This is a genomic window from Nocardia sp. NPDC004415, assembly GCF_053602435.1.
The window spans coordinates 12332-35916 of record NZ_JBSGDP010000065.1; the positions used below are offsets into that span (position 1 = coordinate 12332).

At 66.7% G+C, this 23585-nt stretch carries 20 protein-coding genes and 1 pseudogene; 9 read left to right on the plus strand and 12 right to left on the minus strand.

Annotation, left to right across the window (positions count from 1 at the left end; genetic code table 11):
* Positions 1 to 51: 51 nt before the first annotated feature.
* Together ACWEMY_RS24500 and ACWEMY_RS24505 are read right to left on the minus strand one after the other, a co-directional pair.
* A complete protein-coding gene (locus ACWEMY_RS24500) occupies positions 52 to 1371 on the minus strand; it encodes a lipase family protein (RefSeq protein ID WP_452391897.1) in 1320 nt (439 codons plus the stop codon).
* A complete protein-coding gene (locus tag ACWEMY_RS24505) occupies positions 1371 to 2642 on the minus strand; it encodes a hypothetical protein (RefSeq protein ID WP_452391898.1) in 1272 nt (423 codons plus the stop codon). Before ACWEMY_RS24505 ends, ACWEMY_RS24500 begins: the two co-directional genes overlap by 1 nt.
* A 160-nt stretch (positions 2643 to 2802) precedes the next feature.
* Between ACWEMY_RS24505 and ACWEMY_RS24510 the strand changes: the two genes are divergently transcribed.
* The 3 genes from ACWEMY_RS24510 (at position 2803) to ACWEMY_RS24520 (ending at position 4631) form a co-directional block, all read left to right on the plus strand.
* Entirely contained in the window at positions 2803 to 2982 is a 180-nt protein-coding gene (locus ACWEMY_RS24510) for a hypothetical protein (RefSeq protein WP_375933985.1), read from the plus strand.
* Between the two features lie 137 nt (positions 2983 to 3119).
* The gene (locus tag ACWEMY_RS24515) at positions 3120 to 3362 is read left to right on the plus strand and encodes a helix-turn-helix transcriptional regulator (protein WP_452391899.1); all 243 of its coding nucleotides are present in this window, start codon (positions 3120 to 3122) and stop codon (positions 3360 to 3362) included.
* 3 nt (positions 3363 to 3365) lie between these two features.
* Positions 3366 to 4631: a type II toxin-antitoxin system HipA family toxin gene (locus tag ACWEMY_RS24520; RefSeq protein WP_452391900.1), complete on the plus strand. Its 1266-nt coding sequence runs from the start codon at positions 3366 to 3368 to the stop codon at positions 4629 to 4631.
* Between the two features lie 59 nt (positions 4632 to 4690).
* On the opposite strand, the gene ACWEMY_RS24525 is transcribed toward ACWEMY_RS24520, so the two are convergent.
* The 3 genes from ACWEMY_RS24525 to ACWEMY_RS24535 form a co-directional block, all read right to left on the minus strand.
* Positions 4691 to 6037 carry a lipase family protein gene (locus ACWEMY_RS24525; protein WP_452391901.1) on the minus strand — a complete coding sequence of 449 codons (1347 nt, stop codon included), beginning with the start codon at positions 6035 to 6037 and terminating at the stop codon, positions 4691 to 4693.
* Positions 6038 to 6271: 234 nt separating this feature from the next.
* The gene (locus tag ACWEMY_RS24530) at positions 6272 to 10993 is read right to left on the minus strand and encodes a caspase family protein (RefSeq protein ID WP_452391902.1); all 4722 of its coding nucleotides are present in this window, start codon (positions 10991 to 10993) and stop codon (positions 6272 to 6274) included.
* A complete protein-coding gene (locus tag ACWEMY_RS24535) occupies positions 10974 to 11360 on the minus strand; it encodes an effector-associated constant component EACC1 (RefSeq protein WP_452391903.1) in 387 nt (128 codons plus the stop codon). The genes ACWEMY_RS24530 and ACWEMY_RS24535 overlap by 20 nt, the downstream gene beginning before the upstream one ends.
* A 287-nt stretch (positions 11361 to 11647) precedes the next feature.
* Between ACWEMY_RS24535 and ACWEMY_RS24540 the strand changes: the two genes are divergently transcribed.
* The 3 genes from ACWEMY_RS24540 to ACWEMY_RS24550 all read left to right on the plus strand — a co-directional run bounded on the left by ACWEMY_RS24540 (position 11648) and on the right by ACWEMY_RS24550 (position 14428).
* A complete protein-coding gene (locus ACWEMY_RS24540; protein ID WP_452391904.1) occupies positions 11648 to 12625 on the plus strand; it encodes a helix-turn-helix transcriptional regulator in 978 nt (325 codons plus the stop codon).
* A 142-nt stretch (positions 12626 to 12767) separates the two neighbouring features.
* A complete protein-coding gene (locus ACWEMY_RS24545; RefSeq protein ID WP_452391905.1) occupies positions 12768 to 13427 on the plus strand; it encodes a GAP family protein in 660 nt (219 codons plus the stop codon).
* A 29-nt stretch (positions 13428 to 13456) separates the two neighbouring features.
* Positions 13457 to 14428: a DUF389 domain-containing protein gene (locus ACWEMY_RS24550; protein WP_452391906.1), complete on the plus strand. Its 972-nt coding sequence runs from the start codon at positions 13457 to 13459 to the stop codon at positions 14426 to 14428.
* Between the two features lie 15 nt (positions 14429 to 14443).
* Here the strand turns inward: ACWEMY_RS24550 and ACWEMY_RS24555 are convergent, their stop codons facing one another.
* The gene (locus tag ACWEMY_RS24555) at positions 14444 to 15901 is read right to left on the minus strand and encodes a hypothetical protein (RefSeq protein WP_452391907.1); all 1458 of its coding nucleotides are present in this window, start codon (positions 15899 to 15901) and stop codon (positions 14444 to 14446) included.
* Entirely contained in the window at positions 15894 to 16967 is a 1074-nt protein-coding gene (locus tag ACWEMY_RS24560; protein ID WP_452391908.1) for a hypothetical protein, read from the minus strand. Before ACWEMY_RS24560 ends, ACWEMY_RS24555 begins: the two co-directional genes overlap by 8 nt.
* Positions 16968 to 17163: 196 nt before the next feature.
* Between ACWEMY_RS24560 and ACWEMY_RS24565 the strand changes: the two genes are divergently transcribed.
* The 3 genes from ACWEMY_RS24565 (at position 17164) to ACWEMY_RS24575 (ending at position 19389) form a co-directional block, all read left to right on the plus strand.
* Positions 17164 to 17811 carry a type IV toxin-antitoxin system AbiEi family antitoxin domain-containing protein gene (locus tag ACWEMY_RS24565; protein ID WP_452391909.1) on the plus strand — a complete coding sequence of 216 codons (648 nt, stop codon included), beginning with the start codon at positions 17164 to 17166 and terminating at the stop codon, positions 17809 to 17811.
* 13 nt (positions 17812 to 17824) lie between these two features.
* Positions 17825 to 18130 carry a hypothetical protein gene (locus ACWEMY_RS24570; RefSeq protein WP_452391910.1) on the plus strand — a complete coding sequence of 102 codons (306 nt, stop codon included), beginning with the start codon at positions 17825 to 17827 and terminating at the stop codon, positions 18128 to 18130.
* Positions 18131 to 18387: 257 nt separating this feature from the next.
* A complete protein-coding gene (locus ACWEMY_RS24575) occupies positions 18388 to 19389 on the plus strand; it encodes an AraC family transcriptional regulator (RefSeq protein WP_452391911.1) in 1002 nt (333 codons plus the stop codon).
* Here ACWEMY_RS24575 and ACWEMY_RS24580 read toward each other — a convergent pair.
* From ACWEMY_RS24580 to ACWEMY_RS24600, 5 genes and pseudogenes are all read right to left on the minus strand, one after another.
* Complete coding sequence (locus tag ACWEMY_RS24580; protein ID WP_452391912.1) at positions 19380 to 20621, minus strand: outer membrane protein assembly factor BamB family protein; 1242 nt, start codon at positions 20619 to 20621, stop codon at positions 19380 to 19382. The genes ACWEMY_RS24575 and ACWEMY_RS24580 overlap by 10 nt on opposite strands.
* Positions 20622 to 20858: 237 nt before the next feature.
* Positions 20859 to 21506: a Uma2 family endonuclease gene (locus ACWEMY_RS24585; RefSeq protein WP_452391913.1), complete on the minus strand. Its 648-nt coding sequence runs from the start codon at positions 21504 to 21506 to the stop codon at positions 20859 to 20861.
* A gap of 67 nt (positions 21507 to 21573) precedes the next feature.
* Positions 21574 to 21891, minus strand: coding sequence for a hypothetical protein (locus tag ACWEMY_RS24590; protein WP_452391914.1), 318 nt, complete (start codon positions 21889 to 21891; stop codon positions 21574 to 21576).
* Between the two features lie 92 nt (positions 21892 to 21983).
* On the minus strand, positions 21984 to 22397 hold the full coding sequence (locus ACWEMY_RS24595; protein ID WP_452391915.1) for an actin-binding ADF family protein: 414 nt from the start codon (positions 22395 to 22397) through the stop codon (positions 21984 to 21986).
* A gap of 692 nt (positions 22398 to 23089) precedes the next feature.
* Positions 23090 to 23585 (minus strand): annotated as a pseudogene (locus tag ACWEMY_RS24600) (hypothetical protein); the annotation flags it as partial.

Sequence of the window (23585 nt, forward strand, 5' to 3'; positions counted from 1 at the left end):
CCCTCGATTCTGGCCCCACGGCGCCGGTTACGGGGCCGTACGGGCGGGCGGTCAGTCGAACTGCGCGGCCAGCCAGTCGATGGTCTGCATCCCGAACAGGTCGGTGCCCCAGCCGTAGAGGTCGGTGAGCATGGTGAGCATGCCGCAGTCGGTGGGCTGATAGGTGACGTCGGTGCCCTGCGCGCGGTAGGCGTCGGCCAGGTTACGCGCGTCCTGGGCGGGCACCAGCGACATGAACGAGTCGTCGGCCGCGCACGAGGCGATGAGGACCTTCGAGGTGGGCGCGCCGGAACGGCCGAGCAGGTTGTCGTCGAAGGCCCACTGGAAATCGGGCTCGTCGGCGGGACTGCGGCCGGTCGCGAACAGGGCATGCAGCGGGACGAACGGCATCGTGAAATAGGCGTCCTGGCATTGCGTCCGGTAGAAATCGGCCACCGCGCGCCCGAGCGGATTGAGCTTGTCGTTCACCCGCATCTCCGGATAGCGGGGCTCGAGCCCGAGCAGCGTGGCGAAACCGAATCCCGAGCCGATCGACCCGTCGGCGACCCGCAGGAAGTTGCGCTGATCGACGACCATCCCCTCCAGCACGGTCGACTTCACATTCAGTTCCGGCGCGTAGGTGGGCTGTAGTTCGGCCGAGAACGCCGCGCCGACACCGCCTCCGGCGATCCCGAACAGCGCCATCTGGGTCGCCGGGTCGAGTCCCGCCTCGCCGAAGTTCAGGGCCGCGCGGGCGCCGTCGAGCTGGGTGTGCGCGGCGTACTTGCCGGCGAACACCCCGTGCGGCGCGCGGTCGGCGTCGTTGCCGACATCGGAGATCATCACCGCGTAGCCCTTGCCGAACATCAGCGCCAGCGGTCCCAGCGCCGACCAGGAGGACCCGTCGAACGGCGCGCCGCCGGTCCACTGCGTGCTCGGATGACACGACCAGCCGACGCTGTCGTTGGCCTCCTGATAGGAGATCAGCTTCTTCTGCGCCACCGGCTGCCCGTCGCGCGGGATCATCAGGATTCCGGTGCTGATCTCCGGGGTGACCCCGTCCAGCCCGGTGGTGACGTACATGAGCTTGTAGGCGTCCAGGTTCGCCGGTTTCAGCCCGGTGAACAGCACGTCGACCTTCTTCGACTTCAGCAGCGTGCCCGGCCGCTCGGTGCCGGTCAGCGGGGGTTCGGCGTAGAACGGGTCGTCGGCGAGCAGGCCGTGGAAGATCTCCTCCGGGGAGCCGGGTGTGGCGCCCTGGAGCGAGCCGACCACGAAACCGTTGAAGATCTCGCCGAGTCCCGGCGTGCGCGGCGGAACCGGTTGCGCCGCGGCCACTCCCGCGCCGCCGACGAGCAGGGTGACGGCCAGGGCCGCGGTCAGGTACCTCATCAGTTCACCGCCATTTCCCGCTCCACCGGTGTGATCTGCAATCCGCGGATCGCCGAATCCAGCAATTGCGGAATGGTCAGCAGCGGCCGGTGCGTTTCCATCTGGATCTCGTACGGTGTCCGCATGGTCGCTTCCAGTGCGGGCCAATTGTTCTCGACCTGGTCCTTGTATTTCGGGAGCAGTTCGGTGGTGATGTAGTCCCAGCGCGGGTCCAGTTCCGACCAGTTCCAGTCGGGCAGCGGCAGCGTCAGCAGCGCGGGTTTTCCGTCGGCCATGGTGAAAGGAATACGCACCGGCCGGAATTCGCGGGGCGGGCGCACCCCGGCCACCGACGGCGACCCGGCCGCACCGCTGGCATAGGTGATCGCCTCACCGACCGCACCCTTGTACGCGCGCGCCTGATTCCATTGTTCCCCGATCACCCAATCCTGTTCGCGCCGTAGCAGAACGGCATTGCCGCGGGCGATGCGATCGTTGTCGCCGGAGGCGATATCGCGCCAGGCGGTCATGATGTCGTCGCCGAACAATCCGGCCGCCTGGAATTCGGCGAGCGCGTCCAGACCTCCGGTGACATACGCGTCGTGCATGGGCATCAGATCCGAGAAGATGTTCTTCTGCATCACCAGGATCGCGCCGATGAGATAGCGCAGATCCTCGGGGGTGATCTGCGAGCCCGCCTCGGCCAGCGCGAACAGCCCGCGCGGCAGCTGTGCCAGCGCCTGCGGGCCCGCCACCTGCTGGACCGCGCCGATCACCGCGCGGGCGGACTCGGAGACGCCGGGCGTGCTGTAGATGTCGGTCATCAGCTCGAAGTCCTCGAGCCCGCCGCCGAAATCGGCGCCGACCTGCCCGCCCATCCCGGCCCACTGCAATTCCCGGTGCGCCAATTGGAGGTCTTCGTAATACCGGTAGGAATTGATCAGATTCTGCCGATTGGCCCGCACCCCGGCCCGCGGGTCCCAGCCGCGCAGGTCGATCCCCGCTTTTCCGGTGACATCGACGAGCCAATACTGATATAGCAAGGCGGCATACCGGGTGGGGGCCACGCCCTGCGCGCGGGCCTGATCCAGCAGCTCCCGCAAGTGGACCCCGTCGTACGGCAATTCCGGATTCACCCCACCGGGCCCCTGCGCGGCATCCCGATTCACCAGGGGAAGGTCCAGATAGCGGTCCAGCTCGCTGTCCGCGCCCGCCGGTGCCGCCGCGAGACCGATTCCGGCGACCGTCGCGAGAGACAACGCGGCCACCCGAAGAAATCTGCCTATCCGCATCAGTGTGTGCACCCTTCCGGGAAGACGACCGTGCTGATGGAGACAATGGGTTACGCAAACACAGCGGCCACATCGATGGCAAGCGGACCCGCCGTCCGGTCACCCCACACTTTTCCCCCGCACCATTGCCGCCCGCCCCGTGTCGGCGGACACTGGAGGAATGGTTGACAGAGAGCAACGCACACCCTTCTACGGCGTGGTGCTGATTCTCGCGGCACTCGGCGCGTCGATGGCGGTCAGCTTCTACGGCCCCACCTGGATCCGTGTCACCGTCTACATCCTCACGGTGATGCTCGTCCTGGTCGGCGGCATCATGACCTTCCGCGACTATTCCCACTGACCCCGCGACGCCCCTCCCGGGTTGGTGGAGGGGAACCGCCAGTCGGAGATTGCTGATCGATATAGCGATCATGGGACGATGAATTGTGGATGATCGTTATATAGATCTTCGGTCGTATTGTCGGCTATGCTTGATATATGGATCATGTGCGGGCTGTAACCCCGGCCGAGTTCGGTCAGGCGGTTCGCCACGCTCGTGAGCAGCGTGGCTTGCACCAAGCGGAGCTGGCCGAGCGGCTCGGCGTCACGAGAATGACGGTGTCAAGGCTGGAACGAGGGGGATCGGTCAGCATGGAAACCGCTATCCGCGCACTGTCCGAGTGTGGCTACGAGGCGATCGTCGTGCCCAAGTTCAGCCGTGTGGCCGTCGAGGAACGGTGACCGATGGCACGCAACAGAGGCCGCGGACTGGACGTGTGGTTGTACGGTCACCGAGTCGCCCGCCTCACGGAGCCCGCGACCTACCGATACAAGCTCGAATTCACCGACGAAGCGCTGGAAGTCTTCGGTCACGGATCGCGGGTGCTTTCGCTGGCGCTGCCCTTCGGTACCAAGCCGGTCGCCGACACGAAGGGAGCAGGCGGCAGACCCGTGGCCGCGTTCCTGGAAGGCCTACTCCCCGAGGGGAACCTTCGACGTCAACTCGCTGCGAATCTCGGGGTCACCGCCATCGACAAACTGGCACTGTTGCGCGCAGTCGGCGCCGAGTGTGCGGGCGCGGTGCAATTCCTTCCCGAAGGCGAACTCCCGTCCACTGGGTCGATCAGAGACCTCTCCGGGGACGAAGTCGATCGGCTCGTCGCTGACCTCCCGACGTATCACCTGCCCGAGGGGGCGATTCCGCAGGCATCGCTTGCCGGAATTCAGGACAAGGTGCTGCTGGTTGCACGACCGGATGGATCCTGGGGATGGCCGGAAGGCGGCGCGGTCTCCTCTCACATCGTCAAACCCGAACCTCTGGGCGGCGCAACCGTGCCCTACCTGATCGAGTCCGAACACTGGGCGATGTCTGTGGCCCGTACGGCAGGCCTCAGTGCAGCGCAGACCGCTCTCGAATCCTTCGGCGGCAGAGGTGCTCTGGTTGTCACCCGCTACGACCGCACCCACGGCGGCCATCGCCTGCATCAGGAAGACTTCTGTCAGGCGCTCGGCTTGGACCCGGATGCCAAATACGAGAGCACCACCGAGTTCGAGCGATTCGGTTCTCGGCTTCGACGGCTGGCATCCGTGGCCGCAGATCGTGCGATGGACCCCCAGGCCTTCCGCGTCGATCTGCTCTCCGCGGTGACGTTCAACATCATCATCGGCAACGGCGACGCTCATTCGAAGAATTATTCGCTTCTCCTCGGCCACCGCGGCGAGGTGACGCTGGCGCCGCTGTACGACACCGCCCCGGTTATGTACCTGGATTCGCGATTCAAAGGCACAGGCCACATCGTCAACGGGCGCACCAGCATAGACACCGTCGATGAAGCGGACCTCGTGGCGGAAGCCCGCTCGTGGGGACTGGCATCAAAAGTTGCCCAACGCACCGTCCGTTCCGTGATGGCGAAGGTTTGGGATGCCGTGCACTCGACCGCCCCACCGCCGGGTATCGAACAGATCACCGATGCGATCGAGTCACTGTGGATTCGACGCCATTGGGTTTGATGTCAAGGCGTGAGGCCCGCCTCGAGTACGGGCGGGCCTCAGGAAGGTGGAGGGTGGGGTCAGTGGGTGCCGATGGCCTTGCCGAACAGTGAGGCGATGGTCTCGCCGAAGGTGTTGGCCAGCAGGGCGAGTCCGTCGGGGTCGAGGGCGAGCAGGCCCGCGTCGGAGGTGCTGCAACCCTGGGTGACGGGCACGCCCTCGAGGCGGTCGCGCAGCCACAGCAGGGCGGTGGCGGAGCCGGAGACCTCGGTGGTGATGTGTTCGCCGAGGTGTTCGCGGACGTACTGGACGTCGGCGTCGGGGTTGCGGCAGTAGGTGTCGACCAGGGTGTTGACCGGGCCGACGGGGATCAGTTCGTCGGGGTTGGCCTGCCAGATGAACATCGGCATGTCGGGCACGGCCTTGCCCATGCGGGTCTTGTCGAGGACGTCACGCACGACCGGGTTGCGCATCGGGTCGCCTTCGGGGACGCGCAGCATGCCCTTGAGGTTGGCGAACGGGAACAGCGCGGTGTTGTACTGCACGCACAGCCCGCCCTTGATCAGCGAGAGCCCCTGGCCGAGCGGGTCCAGGTCGCGGGCGAGCAGGTCACCGAATTCGTGGTACTCGCGACCGAGCCCGAGCACGGCGGCCATGATCATGCCCGACCAGATCTGCCCGTTGCCGATGTCGAGCAGCGGCCCGAAGTCGGCCGGAACACCACCTTCGGCCGCGCCGACGATGTTCAGTTCGGGCGCGTAGGTCTGCTTCAGTTCGGCGGCGTGACCGGTGACGATCGCCCCGCCGGAGTAGCCGTACATGCCGATGCGGGTCTCGGGCGCCAGCCGCATCGGCTCGAAGTTACGGGCGGCGCGAATGCCGTCGAGGGTGATGCGCGCACCCAGCGGCCCGACGCCGAACGCGCTGTCGGGCCCCTGATGATCAGGGATGACGACCGCCCACCCCTGCTGCAACTGTGCCTGCGCCACAAGGAATTCCAGCGGCACCACGATCTGCCCGACCGCGGCCGCGGCCGACCACTGCTGCACCGCGTACGAGGGCGAACAGTAGGCCGCGAGCGAGTCCTCGGCGATCTGCATCGACACCAGTTTGTCCGGCGCCGACCCGCGCGGCTTCAGCACCGTCGCGACCGCCGCGATCGGCTCGTCCCTGGTGTTGTTGGACCGGTAGGACACCTGCCACGCGTCGACATTGAGCGGGATCAGCCCCACATTGGCGACATCGACCTCCCGCGCCGCGATGATCTCCCCTGGCTGCTTACCCGCCACCACCTCCGGCGCCGGCCGGTAGAACGCCGCGTCCAGCTCCGGCGGCACGGCGATCGGGGGAGCCGGCTGCACCGGAACTGTCCCAGCAGGTTCGGCGACCACAGGGGCGCTGGTGAGGGTGGTCGTGATGGCTGTCATAGCTGTGATGGCGACAGCCAGCGTCGCCAACCTGCGAGACAACCGTGTCCGCGGGGTCATGTTCTGCTCCTCCATCGTTTGAGACGCGATCGTCTCAAATCCGGGAAGTGAGGTTACCCCGATCACATCCACCCCCGCAAGGGGTGTCTGGGTCAGCTGTGTCAGGTCGTGGTGAAAGCGGATCGCGCGCTGTGGTGGCTCACGACCCCGTCGGACCGGCCGGTGCGGGTCTCGCTACGGGGCCGTGCCGCCGAGCCAGGCGGGATCGAGCATCGTGTCCAGCAGGCCGATCGACTCCGTGGCGTGGCGCCGCCAGGAGGCCGCTCCGGAACGTAGACGGGTGCGCGCTGCCTCGAGTTCGTCCTCGTGCAGCCGGACGACCCGCCGGGCCGCGGGCGGCAGCGTGGCCAGTGTGGAGAGCAGCAGCCGCAATCGCGAGGCCGCCGCGACGAGGGCCGGTCGCCGTAGGGACTCCGCCGAGTCCTCGGCGTCCCACAGATCGCTCCTGCCGAGGTGCACATAGACCGCCAGGCGGGTGGCCGCCTCGCCCGGCGACGGCGGCACGCTGTCGGCTGCCGCGGTCAGCGACTTCGCCAGGGCCCGGTCGCGCCAGTCGCTCGGGGCCAGCCAGGCGAGGGCGTGGAGCACGGTGTCGACGGGCAGTCGCGTGATCAGCTCGATATCGGCCGGTGCCGGGATGTCCAGCGGCGCGGGCCCGAAACGCTGGACCGCCCAGGCGACATCCCCGAGCGCGGTGCACACCTCCCACATGTCGTGGGTGAACGGCCTGCCACCGATGTCCGCGAAACGGTCACCCACGATCCGGACGGTGTCGACGCCGGGGAACCGCCGCAGACCGATCTCGACGAGATTCGCGAGGTATTCGACCGGTGTCTTGGCGAGCAGCCACGCGAAGGTCGCGTCATCCATCAGCTCGTCGGTCCGCGCGGGATCGAGATCGAAGACGACATCGGCCAGGTGCACGGTGTCCTGGCTCTCGGCCTGCTTGCGATGGCCGAACCTGATCCGGAGACCGGCGAGGTTCAGATTCGCGACCGCCCGGCTCGCCGCCGGACGCCGCCAGGCGGCGAGCGATTCCAGCAAGCGGGCCACCGCCCGGGGGTTGGTCAGGACGGACAGGTTCGCCTGCGCGGTCGTGAAGAGCTCGTCGAGCAGCGCCTGCGGCACGATCTGCTTCGATGTCCGGTCGCTGGTGTAGATGATCTGCCGCAGTATCTCGATCTGGGTGAACAGATCGGCTTCGGTGCCGAGATGCTCGACGGCGAGCGTGATGGCGCCTTGCGCGTCGAGCAGGTCGATGAGCTCGCCGACGGTCGCGCCGTCCGCGCGCGCGGCCGCGTGCAGCAGCGAGAAGAAGATCGACGGCATCTCCACGCTGCTCGACAACTTCCGCAACAGCATCTTCGGGGAACCCGCGATCACCGCGCGCGCGTCCTCCGGCGACAGCTTGTACAGCAGCGACAGGGCCTGCGGAAGATCGGCGAGCTCCGATTGCAGAACCTGTCGTGACCAATCCCCCTGCGGGGAGCGCTGTTCGAACACACCGAGGATGTGCCTGCCGACCTCGAGGTCGCCCGCGTTGCGCAGCGTGGCCGCGATCGCCGCGGCCGCCGTCAGCGCGGGCAGCGGTTCCATGCCCTCCCTGACATCACGAAGAAACGTCCGCTCCTGCAGATTTCCCTCATCGAGCCAGTCGAGGTACTCGGCGGCGATATCGGGATAGAGCAGCACGCCGAGCCGGTGGAAGGCCGCGACAGCGGAGGGATCCCGGGTCTTCTTCATGTAGTCGATGACCCGGTCGCGCCGCATGGACCCGAAGCGGCGCAGCTTCTCGAGAAACTGCTGGCCGTCGGCACTGTTGTTGGCCAGGGTCAGCGCCAGCCGGGGGCCTCGTCCGGTGAGGCCGGTCTGTACGTCCTCGCTCACGATCTTCAGTGCGACGGCGATCAGTTCGTCGTCGAGCTGGGTGTTGGCGTCCAGGAAACTGGTCACCAGGTAGGCCATGATCGACGGACGGTGTTCGAGAACCAGTTGTGTCGCCAGGAATTTCGTGCCGAGACGCGCGGCGAGCGCTGCGGCGAAACCGGATTCGAGCAGCCCCGCCTGATCCTCGATCCGCGCGGTGACGCCCAGCAGCCTGGAGCACGCCACCCGATCCGAGGAAACCCGCAGTGCCTTCTCCTGCGCGTTGAGCAACCCGTGATCGAGTGTGGCCGGGGAACTGCGCAATTGCAGTGCCGCCTTGCGCGGACTGCGGCGCCCGAAGGTCTGTATCCAGTCGGCGAGGTCGGCGGGCGCGGTGTCGAGCAGCCGCCTGCGCAGCCACTGGTCCTGCTCGAGCGTGTCGAGGATCTTGTTGGCGAGTGCGGGGTGGTGGGACTGGCAGAAGTCCACGATCGGGCGCAGCTCGTTGACCGCCGCCGACCGCAACACGCGCAGCAACCGCTGCTGCTGGGGGCTGTCGACGGTGTCGATGTTCACGATCCGCGCGGCGACCGTCCATCTCGCCAGGTAGCCCGCCGACCGCGAAGCCGTGCTCCGTGCGCCCTTTTCGACCAGATCCGTCGCCTCCGGCCACCGCGACAGCTCCCCGCGCAGGGTGCGCCCGTCCACGGTTCCCGACCGCTCGAGCAGGCGATTCAGCTCGATGAGGACGCGCAGATCCTCTTGGCCGACCTCCTCCTGCCGCGCGATCAACCGCGGCCCGATGCGGCGCAGGGTGGTGATGGACTCCGCGTTGCCGAACCGGTGGATCAACCGCAACGCGCGGATCCGGGTCTCGGCCCCGTACTGCTGGGACGCCAGCCGCTGCTCGACCAGTGTGAGCAGCGTCTTCCACGCCTCGGTCATATCCGCGTCGTTGCGCATGCCCGGGGTGAGGCGCAGTACCTGCATGCAGTCCAGCACCACGGGCAGGGTGGCGTGCTCGAGCTGGCCGTCCTCGACGCGTCCGGCGAGTCGCTTCCCCAGATCTTTCGCCGTCTTGGGTGGCAGGTGCGAGCGGATCACCAGCAGGGTCGCGGCCACCGTGGCCGCCGAGGTGCTGATCGTCTCCCACGTCTGCCACGAAAACGACGGGGACTCCGCCAATTCGGTCACATAGTCGTCGAAACCCTTGTTGTACACCTTGAGCCGCGCGAGCGCGGCGGTCGCCTCCTGGTGTCTGCCGACCGTCTGCAGACTCGTCGTGATGTACATCCGCATGAAGGCGCTCGCGCGCTTGGTCACGGTGGTCCAGTTGAGATTGAGCGGTAGGTCGTCGGTGATGCGCGCCAGCAGAGCGCGGTTGACGAACAAGCTGTTGATCCGCACGCCCGCCGCGGTGACATCGGCCCCGAGCCGCTGCGCGGCCGCGACACCGGGCAGCGTGGCCGGTTCGATGGGTGCCCAGATCCCGAACGAGGACAGCCCGGCGATCAGCCACAGCGCCATCGACAAGCTGGGGTCGTCGAGTGTGCCGACACGATCACGCCACAGGCGCTCCCCGGCCAGCCGCTGGCCGTCGGGCCGCTGGACCAGCGGCGCCAGATGCACCGCCGCCCACAGATCGGTGGTCGCCTGCCGCTTCAGCTCGGCCGCGAGACCCTGACGATCGGCGATCGAGAGCTGCGCGAGTTCGGGATAGTAGTCGCCGGCGAGCAGGTCACGGAGAAATCCGTTGATCTCGGTCATCGTCCCCGGCGCCGCGATCGTGGTGGCGCCGGGCATCTTCCACTCGGTCGAGCTCAAGCCTTCCACCGCGACGAGCAGGCTCGCGCCCGTCTCGTAGACGATCCGGCCGAGCTCCTCGACGACGCGGCCCCATTGCTCGCTCCACTCGATTCCGTCGATAACCACCAGCGCCTTGCCGGGGGACGGGTGAGTCGCGAGATAGGTGCCGACCGCGGCGACCAGCGCGGCCGGCTGCGAGGGAGGATTCCCGCTCGGCCGGAAACCGTGGACGGTCCAGTCGGCCGCGCGCATCCGTTCCACGACCTCACACAGGAGCCAGGTCTTACCGGTGCCTTCCTTGCCGCCCACCAGCAGCGCCGCCGGATGGTTCTTCTCCAGCCCGCCGAACACCGAGTTCGCCGCCGCCGTCGGCACGACGATGGGTGCCCCGTGATGCGTCGCGCCGCCGTTGCGCTGCGGTAGGTGCGGTGTCAGACCTTCGCGCTCGAGCAACTTGACCACGAAATCCGGCCGGTGCGCCAGCTCGATGGCGTCGAGCCGCAGCGAACCTGCCGGGTTGGGACGAACCAGATCGGCGTCGTCGTAGATCTCCCCGAGCCGGGCCAGGCAGTTCGCCAGATCAACCACACCGTCGGCGCGCGGCTCGGCCGTGCGGATCGCTTCGACGAAGCGCTCGGTGAACGGGCTCAGCCCGACGGGGCGCTCGGCGTCCTCGGCGTCGAGGTGCGCGGGCACCGCGGCGAGCAGGATGCGCACTCGTTCGGGCTGTTGCGTGCGGGCGCGGCGCAAGGCGTCGCGGACCTCGGTGGCCGCGGTGTCGGATCCCTTCGTCCCTGCCTTGCCCGCACGACAGCAGTCGAGCACCACGAGCACCGAGCGCGCCTTCGAATCGAGCACCCATTCGTTGAAGTCGTCGTACTTGACCGCCGAACCCCTCAGCGAAGTCCGGCTCCGGATGTGGGTCAGGTAGAGCTTGCCGAGATCGTCCACCGCTCCGTGGCCACTGAAATAGACGATCAGGTCGTCCTTCGATGTCGCGCTCTCGAGGAACTCGCTGATCGTGTTGCCCAGCTCGTCGGCCGGATTCTCGACCTTGGTGACGTCGTAGATGCCGAGCGGCGGCGCACCGAGCAGCGCGTCCAGCTGGGTGACATCGTTGACCGGGCCGATCAGTGGATCGAAATCGTTGGTGTAACCGGCGACGCCGATGAGGAGCGCGCGATGGGTGCGGCGCTGATGGTGCCTACGATTCCTCGACGGCATCGAGGATTTCCTTCAGTCCGGCCAGGAAGGTGTCGTCGGTGATGTTCTTCGCGGTGATGTCGTAGCTGACATCCTTCCCGCCGGATTTGATCACCGCCCGCACCGACCGGGTGCCCCGCCGCTTGATCCACTCGCGCACGGTGAGCCCGATGACGGTCAGCCCGGTGCCGCCCGCCACCACCGCCTGGATGATCGGCACGACGAGTTCGCCGCCCTTGCCACCGGCCGACGGCTGCGACACCACCTCCACCTCGGCCGCGCGGAGGTCCCGGCGTAGCAGGCCGACCTGGTCCAGGAACATCGGATCGTCCGCGTCGAACCCCTCGTCAAAGGGAAAGAGCAGCAAGGTGACACCGGCAGCGGGCATGCTATGTCCATTCTCGAACCGAGCCGTTCGACGGCACTACGTCGACCCGGGCAGACGGAGGATCTCGCTGGCTTGTCGGTCGCCGATCGACGGTCGTTACCGCAGATAGCTTCGAAACCAACGTCTTCGAAGTCTACGCGCGCGCAAACGGTAGTGGAGTATCACAGACTTTCGCGAGGTGCGGTCAGTCGTCGTACAGATATGTTCGCCGGGTTGGGGTGGGTGGTGTTTCGCGCGCGTGCTGATCACGATCTGATTGATACGGTGCGGATATCCATTGCTTTCGATTGGGGGACAATGTGTTCGGTGAGCAAGGGCGGATCAGTACCGATCAGGTCGACCCCGGCGACGCCGTCGATTTCTGGAAGTCGGTCGTCGAGAAGGTCGCCGCGCCGGTGACTCTGGTGCCGGTCGGCGATCATGACTTCTACGGCGAGATCGTGCCGGTGGTCGCCACCGACACGGTCGATCTCACCTGGTCACGCTGCGCGGGTCAGCTGTCGACGCGCACGAAGGCGCACACCGCCCGCGCCGAGGTCGAATTCGTCGTCGCTGTCATCGATCTCGCCGAGGTACTGCCCGCGTCCGGTCGCTATACACCGGGGGTGATGACATTGTTCGACACCGCCCGCCCCGCGCAGCTCATGATCGAAAGTCCGCGCACCATGCTGATTCTGCGTGCGAATCGCGAGGCGGTAGCGGAGAAGTCGCGTCACGGGCGCGATCTGTTCGGCGCGGCCACGGTCGAAGTGCCCGCGTCGGCGGCAGCGGTCATCACCGGTTTTCTCGCCTCGATCGTCGAGCTGACGGTGCGCGAACCGCGGAACGCGCAGACCCTGGCCGAGCACACGCCCGGCTTGCTGGCGGCGGCGATCGACATCGCCACCGGCCACGAACGACAGGCGCCGGGACGCGATACGGACCTGCAACGCGAACTGACGGCCTTCCTGCGCGCCAACTATCACAACCCGGACCTCACCGTCGATGACGTCGCCGCCGCGCTGCTGGTCTCGCGGCGCACCCTGTTCCGGATCGTCGGCTCCGACGGCGTGGCGGGCCGGCTGCGCCGCCTGCGTATCGACCACGCACGCAGGGCCCTGCGCCGCTACCCGGACCGGCCGATCACCGCGATCGCGGCCCAGGCAGGCTTCCGCGACGAACGCTCCCTCTACCGGACCTTCCGCCGGGAGGAAGCCATGACACCCGCGGAATTCCGGGCGTCCGCGATGACACATGAAGACGGGTTGCAGGTCTGCGGCTCGTAGCCGGCGCAGCGCGGTCACCGATCGGCGACTTCGCGGTGTTCATCCGATTCGGGTGATGCCTGCGGCCCGGACTTCCGGGGAACATGGCGACGCGGGATGTGGTCGTGTCGGAGCCGGATCGGGACGAGAAGGGCATGGCCGGATGGGCGAGCTGTTTCTGGAACTGCTGCCGGTGGTGATCGGGCTGATGATCACCCCGGGCGCGGTGATCGGCGCGGTGTTGCTGCTGCACTCGGCCCGGCCGGTCCCGAACGCGGCGGCTTTCGGCGGCGGGTTCCTCGTCGTCTACGGCCTGATCGCGATCAGCGCCGTGCTGGTCGGCGCCTCCGAGCCCGGCGCCACCTCCGAGCAGACCTCGCACCGGACCGGGCTGGCGGTCGGCCTCGGATTCCTCGCGGCGGGCGTGTGGCTGCTGATCCGCAAACCGCGCACCGCCGGTCAGCGACCACGGCTGCTCAGCGCCCTGGAAACCGCCTCGCCGCGCCGGGCCTTCGCGATCGGTGTCCTGCTCGGCGTGCTGAATCCGAACCTGTTCCTGATGATCGCGGGCATGACCACCATCGCCAGTTCCACCGTCGGCGCCACGGCGGCGCTGGTCGCGGTCCTGCTGTTGCTGGTGGCTGCCGCCGCCGATTTCGCCGTCCCGATCGCGCTCTACCTCGCCCTCGGCGAGCGCGCCGAGCGGGCACTCGATGTCGCCGACGCCTGGATGCTGCGCTACAGCCGCACCTTGACCCTGGCGGTGCTGTTCGGCTTCGGTGCCCTGTTCACCGTCCGCGGGGTGGTCGCGCTGAGCACGTGACCGGCACCGACATCGAAAGGAGCAGCGCCATGGGCTATCTGGTACCCGACACCGAACGCCGGACCCTCGTCGAACTCACCGACCGGCTCGATCTCGCCGACGGCGACGCCCGGTCCAAACAGTCGGCGTTCTGGATCATGCTGGTGCTCTCGGCGGTCATCGCGATCTCCGGCGTCATCGGTGACTCCACCGCCACCGTGATCGGCGCGATGATCGTGGCGCCGCTGTCGGTGCCGATCCTGGGAATCGCGCTGGGCATCGTCACCGGCCGGGGCGCGGTGCTGGCGCGCAGTCTGCTGTTCGTCGGCGCCGGGGTGCTCGTGGTCGTCGTGCTCGGCTACCTGTTCGCGCAGTTGCTGCCCAACCCGGTGAACGTGCTGTCGAATGCCCAGGTGCAGGGGCGCACCTCGCCGAAGCTGATGGACCTGACCGCCGCGCTGGCCACGGGCCTGGTCGCGGCGATCGCGGTGGTCCGCCGCGATGTCGGCGACGTGCTTCCCGGGGTGGCGATCGCGATCTCGCTGGTGCCACCGCTGGGCGTGGTCGGTGTCTGCCTGGGCTCGAACGCCCCGGCTCTCGCGCTGGGCGCCTTCGTGCTGTTCGCCTCGAACGTGGTCGCCATGGTGATCACCGCGACCGTCGTCCTGCTGCTCACCGGCTATCACCACGACGCGCAGGCCGCGGGTCTGCGCCGTGGCCGCGCCTACCTGGTGCTGGGCGCGGCATTGGCGATCATCGCGGTCCCGCTGGTCGTGAATTCGCTGTCGACGCTGTGGGCGGGCCAGATCGCCGATGCCGCGCGTGACTGGCTGCGCGAGGACACCGACGCCCAGGTCGTCGATGTCACCCTGCACGGCGAGCTGGCCACGGTGACCGTGCTGGGCCCCGACCAGCTGCCCCCGGTAGCGCAGCTGCAGTCCGCGGTCGACGACCTGGTGCCGTGGCATCCGGACGTCGTCGTGATCCACACCGTCGGCGGCCGCATCGAACCCCAGCGATAGGGTCGCGCACCTCCGCTAGTCCAGGAAGAAGGCGTCGATCTTCTCCTCGGTGTCGAGGATCTCGGCCGCGGCCACACCGAGTTCGGTCGCCAGCTCGATCGAGCCCAGGAGGGCGATCTGCACGTCGGGGGAGAAGGCTCGTTCGAGCAGTCCGAGGTAGTCCGACATGCTCCGATCCAGCTCTGCCAGTAGGGCTTGATGCTCTGCGGCGAGTTGTGCGTCGAGGGTGCGCTGCTCGTCGAGGTAGCGTTCGATCAGCGCCGCCTCGCGCTTCGTCAGCGACGAGGCGACGGCCTTGTACATCACCGTGCCGACCGTCGTGCCGATGACGGCGCCGAGGATCGGGATCGGGATGGTCGCCTGGCCGACGAACGAGGACAGCGCGCGCACCGCGGCCTCCAGGGCGATGAGCTCGGAGTTCTCGATGAACTCGAGTTCGTCGATCTCGTCGCGGCGCAGCTTGTTCGCCTGCTCGGCGATGCTGAACGAGGTGGCGACGATCGAGCCGGCGACGGCAGCGGAGGTCGCGGTGAAGTTCGTGAGCGCGTAGACGCTCAGCCCCCGGATGGCACCTTTGCCGAAGCCGGACCCGGTCTTCCCCGCGATCTCGGTCCAGTCCTGTCCACTGAACTCGTTGAACCGCTTGCCTTCCCGGCGCTTGGTGACCACGGCCATGACGAACGCCGTCCCGCCCGCGGTCGCGGCTGCCGTGAGCGCGGCGGTGCCTCCTTCCCGCATCGACGGCCTGCTGCCCTGGTAGGCGTCCTCGCGCAGGGACCGGTCGGTGGCGCGCAGCGAGTCCTTCTCGGCCGTCATGGTCGCGGCATAGACCTCGCGCTGCACCTCGTCGTATTCGAGCGTCGAGGGCTCGAGCGAGTCGAAGCCGACCGCGCTGTCCTGGAAGAACGCCTGGACCCGCTGCCAGTCCCGGAGGGAAGGCCCGTCGCCGCTGCGCGAGAGCTTGCTCGCGTCCTCGGGCGACAGCGCATACAGCCGCTGGATCACCTCGAAGTGATCACGCGGGATCTGGTACCTCCCACCGTTGCTCACGTATTCGGGATATTTCCGCAGGTGCTCGGTGATCGCGCCCAGCGAGTATCGCCCACCCGCCGCCACGAACTTCTGCTGGATCTCGACGGTGCCGCGCATCAGGTCGACGGGCCCGTTGTCGTTCACCCAGCGGTAGTCGGCCGCCAGACCGAGAATCTGCTTGCGGGCATTGCCGATCCCCACCTCGGCGATCTCGGCGATGAAGCCGTGCATGCCACGCTGCCCGCCGCGGTTGGCGGCGACCACCTCGAGGTCGATCCTGCCGACGGCTTCGTCGACGCTGGTGAGCGCGTCGCGCAGGTGCTGGTCCTGTCTGCCGAGCGCGCTCAGCAGGGTGTCTATGCGGAGCTGATTGAGATAGCCCACCCAGGAATCGACGGCCTGTTCCTGGACGTCGGTGACGAATTCGGCGGTGTCACGCACTCTCGGCATCCTGTTCGACGCGCATGCTCAGCATGGCCGCACACGATTTCGTGTTGTTCACCAAGGTCGCGAGCGCCGACCGCTCGGCCGGGGCGAGTGCCTGGAAGTCGGCGCGGTAGTGCGCCAGCGCGTCGCCGTAGTTCGTCACCAGTCCTTCGCGCAGCGAGGTCGTCCGCGTGAGGAGGTCGTCGATCTGCGCGTCCATGCCCGCGACGAGGGCGGTATTGCGTTTGATAGCGGTCAGCGCTTCGTGCTTGGCCTCCCGATTCTCGAACTTCTTCTTCGCGAACAGGGCGATCGACGCGAGCAGGGTCGCGCCCGCGATCGTCCAGCCGATCGGGCCCGCGAGCGCGAGCAGGGTGGTGCCCGCCGCGGTACCGCCGCCACCGGCGGCCAGCGCGCCACCGCCGAGCCACGCCAGTGCCGCCTGGCTGGCCGCCGCCCCGGACAGGGTCGAGATCGCGGTGCCGGTCGAGGCCGTCCCGAACGTGGTCGCGACCCAGATCGCCGCCGAGGGCGCCAGACCCGCCACCGCGGTCCCCGCCGCGAACCCGGCACCGGCGCCGACCGCCGACAACCGAGCCGCCTCCAGCTCCTTCTGCGCGAAGTCCTCGGTGTTCAGGAACCGCTGCCGATGAACCTCGATCTCCTCGAACTCGGTATCGAACGACTTCGGGGTGTTGGCGATGCTGTTCACCAACCGCTCGACCAGCTCGATCAGATCCGTCGAACGCTCCCGCTGACGCAACAGCGACAGCCCCTTGTCGGCCATCGCCGTGAACGCGGCGTTGTACTCCGCGACCGCCTCCTCGTAGGGGTCCGGCTGCTTCACGGTCAGCTTCTCGACCCGCTCCTTGGCAGCGTCCTTGACCGAGCCGAACTGCCCCGCGACATTCCCGAACTGCCCGGCGACATTCCCGAACTGCCCGGCGAACTGCGACGAAGCCGTCCGCGCCGCCTTCCCGATCCCGTCGACGGTCCGGCCGAAGCCCTCCTTGACACCAGCCCCATCGACCCCGGCATCGCCCACATCGACCCGCTCCACCATCACACCCTCCAAGACCATTGCGGCTCAACAACGTAACGGAGAATATCGACGACAGGCGATAGTTCGGACGGGTTCCACACACCGACCCACCCCGCCCGATCGCTACCGCGTCAGAGTCCGGGACCGACCTCCACGCCAGTGCGCCCCCAAAGAGTTTGATAGTATGCATTTCATTGGGTAGGAACCAACTATTCGCATACTCCTGGGAGGGTGAATGGCTGAGCGTCGCAGTATCACCCTGCCGGTCGAGCTCCTACGGGCCCCGCTGCGCACCATTCGACCGCAGGACCTCGCGAACGTCTACGCGCAACCCAGCCCGGAGATCGCACGGCTCGTCGACCACGGCGCACTGCATCGAGCAGCACACGGCTACTACATCATCGTCCCGCCCGACCGGATCGGCCGTCGCTGGCAACCCGGACTCGAGGTCGCCGCGGCGGGCATCGCGACATCGATCTACGGTCCGGACGACGCCATCGTCATGGGCGTGAGCGCGGCACGCCTACTCGGCGCGATACCGCGCGCATTGGCGACCGCGGTCGTCGCGGTCCCCACCCAGCACCGGCCGATCACGCTGGTCGACAGACCCGCACAGATCAGATTCGTCCGCCGCGACACCGACGCGCTCGACGCGGAGCGGATCGAAACACCACTCGGCCCGGCATTGGTGACCACTCCCGAGCAGACGGTATTGGACCTCACCCGGCGACCAGAACTGGGCAACGCCGAACCAGAGGTGCGCGCGGCAGTCGAAACCCTCTATCGCCGAAGCGATCCGGCTCACCTGGCTCGCCTGGCGAAAGATCAGCGCCGAGTCGCGGTGCTCCGACGTGTGGAAAGCTGGGTGGGAGTTGAAGATTGACGATCACGATCGCGTGGCCACCGAATTCGGCGTCGCCGCCGAACAGGTCGATCGCGACCATCTCATCTCGTACCGCCGCGCCTCACGCGACCTGTGGGACCTATGGGCGCTCAGCGCCATCGGAGCTATCGACAGCACCGCGGGCACGTTGTATAGACGGCACGGCCCGACCAACCGCCTCCCACCACCACAGCTGTTCGACCGGGCGCCGGATCAAGACGACTGGAGTGCGCAACTCGGCGGCCAGACACGGCTGACAGTCAGCGCCGCGACCGCGCTGCACATAGTCCGCGATGCGTGGGCTCGCGTTTCCGAGTGACAAAGTCGCGGTATCGACAAGACTCACGATCAAGCCCCCGGCGTTGTCGACGGTGACGTCGTAAACGGTCGGGTCGAGTAGGCGGATCTCGTGCGAAGATGCTTCGTCGCGATTGTCGGCGAATGCCACGTAGGGCCACGCCTGCCGAATGCCGATTTCAACAACGAAATGTTCGCGCAGGAAGGCGGGAAACTCGGCTACACCGACAACCGGCCCGGATCGCTATTTCCCGGCGACTCGTGCGGAATACTTGCCGGATGGACGAGGTGGTGGTGGGCGGGGAAACGGACTCCACCGCGGTGGTGCCACCGCGCGAGGCGTTCGGCATGTGGGAAGCGATTCTGCAGGAGCACATGACCTCGTGCTCGATCGAACCGATCGGCACCGACCCGTTCCACGCCACGATGACACCGCTGCTGTACTCGGCCGCGATCTCGACGGCGAGAGTCCGCACCGCCGCCGAGGTCGCCCGGCGCACGGGACGCCACATTGCCCGCTCGAACCCGACAGCGGTGGTGGCGGTCATCCCGCTCGCGGGCCACTGCGAAGCGCTCGTCGACGGCCGGCGATTGAGCGCACCCGTCGGATCGATGTACATCATCGACGACCGCCACCCGCAAGAACTCCGCAACAGTGACCAGTTGACCTCGCTGATGATCCGCGCGGACCGCGATCTGGTGATGGCCGCCTCCGGCCTCGGCGAAGGCCAGTTCCCCGGGGCGGTGGTCCTGGAGCCCGCCGGGCGCGCCGCGCTGGTCATCGACTACTTCCGGCGCCTGTCGACCCTGCCCACCTCGAAAGCCGCGGCCCCTGCGCTGTTACGCGCCGGGATCGACCTGCTCGGCGCGGGAATCGCCCTGGGCCTGGGTGCCCGGCCCGGCGACGAAGCCGCCCGGACCGTCGCGCTCGAGCGAGTGTTCGCGTTCCTCGGCGAACATCTCGAGAATCCCGACCTCGACGTCGATGCGATCGCGGGCGGCTGCCGGATGTCGAGACGCCAGCTACACCGCATCCTGGCCGAACCCTGGGGCGGCCCGATGAAACTGTTGCGCCACCTACGCGTCGAGCGCGCCCGCGAACTACTGGCGAACTTCCCCGACAAAACGGTCGCCGCCATCGCCCGCGCCTGCGGCTTCAGCGGCGACCGAAGCTTCTACCGCGCATTCCGCGCCGAAACCGGAATGAGCCCGGCCGAGTTCCGCGAACGAGCTCTCGCGACGCAGAATCACCCCGCAGCACCTCTCCGTGATCAGCGATAGAAATGGAGTTCGTCGGCGCCGGTGCCCGTACTCACCATCAGCGCCAGCCAGTCGGCACCCGCACCTCGAACCCAGCCGACATATCGGTCGATCTCCCGGCCCGTTTCGCGGTCGTAGACGATCGTGGTCGGCCGGCCGGCGAATTGGCCGATCTGAATTCGGCCGCCCACGACAACTCGATCACCGACCAGAAAGGTCGTACGTTCGCTCGGGTAGGGGTCGAAGCCCGGATCGGGTACCGACCACTTCTTCTTCCCGGTCTCGAGATCCAGTAGTGACAAGGCGCCCTGATCGGCGAATTCGCTGACCAGCAGCGATCGTTGGTCACCGTCCAGAGGAGTGCCACGATCGGCAGCCGCCCAGACCGTGGAACCCGTTGCCAGGTCGAACAATTGAGGTGTTCCGTCAGCGGTGACGGCCGCGATTCTCGAACCGGTACCGATCATCTGGCCGAGTTCCGACCCGCTCAGGCGTTTCTGACATTCGTTGTTCTCCTTGCGTCGGCCACCGTGCACGGATTGCGACCACTGCCGCGTCCCGGTCGAGCCGTTGATAGCCTCCAGGGCCACTTCGCAGAGGTACTCGTCCCTGTCGTGGTCGGTGTTGACGAGCAGTTCGCCGACGCTGAAGGTGTACCAGGCGTGGTGGCCGCCGCGTCCGGGGAGAAGGTCACCGGTGGCGGTCGCTACCGCGGCCCACGGCCGATCGTCGGGACCGACGGTCGACGGTCCCAACCAGATGGGCAGATACGCCGATTCCGGTGGAGCCTGCTGGTGCCAGGTTCCGATCACGTCGTGGCCGAGTGTGCCGCTCGCCGGGCGCGGCCACGTCGCCTTTCCGTCGGCGATATCGTGTCGCATCGTGGTGCACTGCACGTCGCGCGTACCCATTGCCGTGCAGTCGGTCCGGTACACCGCGTCACCGTAGACGTTCAGGTAGTTCGTACTGGCCTGCCACCGCGTGCGGCCGGTGGCTGCCTCGATCACTTCGAACAAGGTCGGGTCGCTGGCTGCGGATCGCCGCTCGGAGAAGACGACCAGCTCGCCGCTGACCCGATATTCGAGTATCGCTGCGCTGGTGAGCTTTTGATCCCGTCGCCACCGCTCATGGCCGGAGACACGGTCCACCGCGATCAACGCGGTCTCGTGCGGGGTGAGGACCACATCTCCCACCACGGCGACCTCCCCCGCGCCGGCATCGAATGCCGTCGACCACACGGCAGGCGGATTCACAGCCGTGGTGGTCGTCGAGGGCGGCGACGATGATGCGGAGACCGGGATGGGATACCCCTGATGCTCTGTGGCACATGCCGAAACGCCCAACGCCGCGACGACAACCCCAGCAGCAACCAACCTGCGCAACTCAGCCCCCTACCCGCCTACCGTGCCCGTCGCCACGGCCGGATCGAGAGTATCAAGCAGCAATGGACGGCGTACGAATCCTTCACCCGCCCATCGCCTGACAGGTACTCAGTATTCGAGGTCGGCCCAGCTCAGGGTGAGTGGGAAGGGGTGGTTCAGTTCGATTTCGGGGTGGACGGTCGGGGACCACTCACTGACCAGTGCGTACTGCCGCGGGCGCAATGGCGTGACGCCGGGTGGAAGGTCGGTGGGAGTCGCCAGCACGTAGGTCAAGATGGTGTCGATCCGCCGGCCTTCGCGATCGAGCAGCACCTCCCAATACTCGTCGATCCCGGCCTCGGCGTAGCGGGCTCGTTTCGTCAGCATCTGGCCGATGTGGTTGGACGGGGAGAGTACTTCGCCGACGATGACGACGTCCTCGGCGAAGATCGGCGTCCACGGCTCGTCGGGGCGGTGATAGACCAGGAAATCCGGGGTGAGGAAATCATCCTTGGCGCGACTCAGAAAAACATCGGTCGCGGTGTCCACCTGCCAGCACTCACCGGGACGGGCTTTCATACTGCGACGCGCGGCGTTCTCCAGTGCGTTGCGCAGGCGAGTGGCGAAGCGCTGGTGTTCCGGCGGACCGGTACGAACCCATACCGGGCGCCCTTTGACCAATTCGATGCGTTCCGACTGACCGGGAGGCAGGGCGCTCAACTCAGCCCAGGTCATACGATCGGGCAGCAGGGGGAACTCCGTCGACGGGTTCGACATCGTCGTCCCTCCTCGCGTCAGGCGGACTCTGGGGCCCTCGGCAGGATTCGAACCTGCGACACCCGCTTCAGGGGAGGGTACTACGGGTGTTCGGCCCGGTAACGGGGTAGGTGTGCATCGTTGGTGGCGGTGGTTTGACCTGGGAAATTGTGTTACTTGCTTCGAACGTATCGATGGGGGCCGTCCGCTTGTGCTCCAACGACAGCAACTGGTCGAGTTGGTCGGTGACGGGCAGCCGAATGTCATCGGACATCCGTTTCCGGAACCCGACTGTCGCTGATCGCGATTGAATACGTAGACCGGTACGTAGGTCTTCGCCGTATTCGGTGGACCCGATGACCGACCACCCGGCGGCGTCGCAGAACCGCCGCAACTGGTCTTCCACGCCGCAACTCTGCCCCGCCGACGGTGCGACGAGAATCAGGAATGGGTCACTTCCCAGGTCGAAGACGGGGCAGCGTGCGGCCGGGTGTTCGGTCAGAGGTACTTCTGGATGCTGTCGAGTACGCTCGTGCGTTCGAGTTCGGAGACGTCGGTTGCGTTGAGGTGGATGCCTACGCCGACCAGGACCCTCTTGATCGCTTCCTTGCTCGAGGCATACAGCATCTTGCTCTTGATCGTCGCGGTATCCGGCGACCAGCTGATGAAGACGATCTTCGAGGTCGGTCTGCCATCGCTCGTTTCGACCGGAACGTCGACGAGTGCGTAGCGGCATTCGTCTTCGATCGGGGAGATGGCGTCGAAGAAGGTTTCGTAGTCGGTCTGGATGGGGCCGGTGGACTCGATGACGATCTGCGTGTCGTTCTCGATCTTGTAGATGAAATACCGGAAGTCGTGCGGCGGCCGCTTGAGCTTGAAGCCGTTGAACTGGACGACCACGTCGTCGGCCACGGTGACACCTGATGTCAAGACAGTCTTCCTCTCGCCTGAAGTGGTGGGTGTCCGGCTGCTGCCTGGCCCCATGGTGAGAATGAGATGTATTGCCGCTGAGATCTTTTCATGGGCCTCTGCTCGACAGTGTCGATATCGGCGAAGGAACGGCTTTTGGTGCGTCTCGGCGCGGTCACGACAAGCCGAGCACCACACGGTGAGGTCAAGAAAACGGCCTGACCTGCATGTACTGGAGTGCGCTTCCGCGAATCCCTTTGTAACTTTCCGGTCCCTTTGTCAAGGCTGGTCCGTGAGCTGGGGCCGGATCTGCGAGGTAGCGAATCCGGTGCTGAGCAGGAGGTTTGCGACGAGCCGAGCGGTGGGAAGGTGTACCGGCCGAACCGGAAGCTCCAACCCGACGAGGTAACCGAGCTGGTGGAGCAGTATCGACATAGACTGTCGATGGTGAAGCTGGCGAAACAGTTTGGACTCCATCGGAACACGGTCGAGGCGCATCTACGACGAGCAGGGGTCACCGTTCGACCAGTCGTGAAGATGACACCACGGCTGGTCGAACGCGCAAAGCGACTGTATGTCGAGGAACTCTGGACTACAGCTCGAATCGGTAGGGAACTGGGGGTGGATGCCAGTACGGTAGGCAAGGCATTGAAGCGTGCGGGGGTGAGGATGCGTCCACCGGTGGTGGAGCGGGATTAGCCTTTCGCATCGCTGTCGTCCGAGTCTGTCTGAATGAGAACTGATTGCCAATCATCGGCACCATCAATAATCCCAGACGTTTTGAGGATCTTGTCTCGCCAGTATTCGGCACGCGACGCATCCGCTTCGATTTCGCTACGAATCACAAAGAGCTGGAGGCCCGTCATGAGGCAATGTTCGCGACTGACACAGTACGGAAGCATCTGGTCAGGGAAATCCTTCTCAGTCCTCGCTGAGAGATCAGTTTCTCGCCAGGTATTCACGACGAGCAGGCCCTTCGGGGCTGTGCCAGTTGCCTCCAGCTCGCCAGCCACCCACTTTTCTAGCTGTGCAGCATGCTTCTCAGCGGCGCTCTTATTCACGCCTTTGACTTCTACAACGGCACTGCGGGAATCGAACTTAGATCCCCTAACGGGTTCGGTCATGTAGCGGTGAGACCCGCTGTCGTGCAGGATGTTTCGTCGTGGCAGCACCCTGGATCGTAGATGACGA

Bases quoted from the DNA above. Each gene is read 5' to 3' on its own strand.
- ACWEMY_RS24500 (WP_452391897.1), bottom strand. From the start codon at position 1,371: ATGAGGTACCTGACCGCGGCCCTGGCCGTCACCCTGCTCGTCGGCGGC.
- ACWEMY_RS24505 (WP_452391898.1), bottom strand. From the start codon at position 2,642: ATGCGGATAGGCAGATTTCTTCGGGTGGCCGCGTTGTCTCTCGCGACG.
- ACWEMY_RS24510 (WP_375933985.1), top strand. From the start codon at position 2,803: ATGGTTGACAGAGAGCAACGCACACCCTTCTACGGCGTGGTGCTGATT.
- ACWEMY_RS24515 (WP_452391899.1), top strand. From the start codon at position 3,120: ATGGATCATGTGCGGGCTGTAACCCCGGCCGAGTTCGGTCAGGCGGTT.
- ACWEMY_RS24520 (WP_452391900.1), top strand. From the start codon at position 3,366: ATGGCACGCAACAGAGGCCGCGGACTGGACGTGTGGTTGTACGGTCAC.
- ACWEMY_RS24525 (WP_452391901.1), bottom strand. From the start codon at position 6,037: ATGACAGCCATCACGACCACCCTCACCAGCGCCCCTGTGGTCGCCGAA.
- ACWEMY_RS24530 (WP_452391902.1), bottom strand. From the start codon at position 10,993: ATGCCGTCGAGGAATCGTAGGCACCATCAGCGCCGCACCCATCGCGCG.
- ACWEMY_RS24535 (WP_452391903.1), bottom strand. From the start codon at position 11,360: ATGCCCGCTGCCGGTGTCACCTTGCTGCTCTTTCCCTTTGACGAGGGG.
- ACWEMY_RS24545 (WP_452391905.1), top strand. From the start codon at position 12,768: ATGGGCGAGCTGTTTCTGGAACTGCTGCCGGTGGTGATCGGGCTGATG.
- ACWEMY_RS24550 (WP_452391906.1), top strand. From the start codon at position 13,457: ATGGGCTATCTGGTACCCGACACCGAACGCCGGACCCTCGTCGAACTC.
- ACWEMY_RS24560 (WP_452391908.1), bottom strand. From the start codon at position 16,967: ATGGTCTTGGAGGGTGTGATGGTGGAGCGGGTCGATGTGGGCGATGCC.
- ACWEMY_RS24565 (WP_452391909.1), top strand. From the start codon at position 17,164: ATGGCTGAGCGTCGCAGTATCACCCTGCCGGTCGAGCTCCTACGGGCC.
- ACWEMY_RS24575 (WP_452391911.1), top strand. From the start codon at position 18,388: ATGGACGAGGTGGTGGTGGGCGGGGAAACGGACTCCACCGCGGTGGTG.
- ACWEMY_RS24585 (WP_452391913.1), bottom strand. From the start codon at position 21,506: ATGTCGAACCCGTCGACGGAGTTCCCCCTGCTGCCCGATCGTATGACC.